Here is a 692-nt window from a genome sequence, read left to right as displayed (position 1 = left end):
CAGTGTGACGTCACTAACTTCGCTACTAAACTTCGCTCCCCATCACAGCTCAATGTTATAGAATTAAGCATTTAACTCAATTCACACCTCACTGCTTAGACGTGCACTTCCAGTCGCACGCTTTAGTTAGCCTACTGCGTCCCTCCTTCACTACATACTCTAGTACAGGAATATCAACCTGTTGTCCATCGGATACACCTTTCGGTCTCTCCTTAGGTCCCGACTAACCCAGGGCGGACGAGCCTTCCCCTGGAAACCTTAGTCTTACGGTGGACAGGATTCTCACCTGTCTTTCGCTACTCATACCGGCATTCTCACTTCTATGCGTTCCAGCGCTCCTCACGGTACACCTTCTCCACACATAGAACGCTCTCCTACCATACCTATAAAGGTATCCACAGCTTCGGTAAATTGTTTTAGCCCCGGTACATTTTCGGCGCAGGGTCACTCGACTAGTGAGCTATTACGCACTCTTTGAATGAATAGCTGCTTCTAAGCTAACATCCTAGTTGTCTGTGCAACCCCACATCCTTTTCCACTTAACAATTATTTTGGGACCTTAGCTGGTGGTCTGGGCTGTTTCCCTTTCGACTACGGATCTTAGCACTCGCAGTCTGACTGCCGACCATAATTCATTGGCATTCGGAGTTTATCTGAGATTGGTAATCCGGGATGGACCCCTCACCCAAACA

At 48.1% G+C, this 692-nt stretch carries 1 rRNA gene; it reads right to left on the bottom strand.

From position 1 onward, the window contains the following. Positions 1-692, bottom strand: a 23S ribosomal RNA gene (locus NML76_RS10165); the annotation flags it as partial.

Source organism: Streptococcus sp. CF8_Ac1-9 (assembly GCF_024295565.1).
In the GTDB taxonomy this organism is placed as follows: Bacteria; Bacillota; Bacilli; order Lactobacillales; family Streptococcaceae; genus Streptococcus; species Streptococcus parasanguinis_X.
The sequence above is the reverse complement of the archived record's forward strand: the minus strand, read 5'-3'. Positions and strand labels throughout refer to the sequence as shown.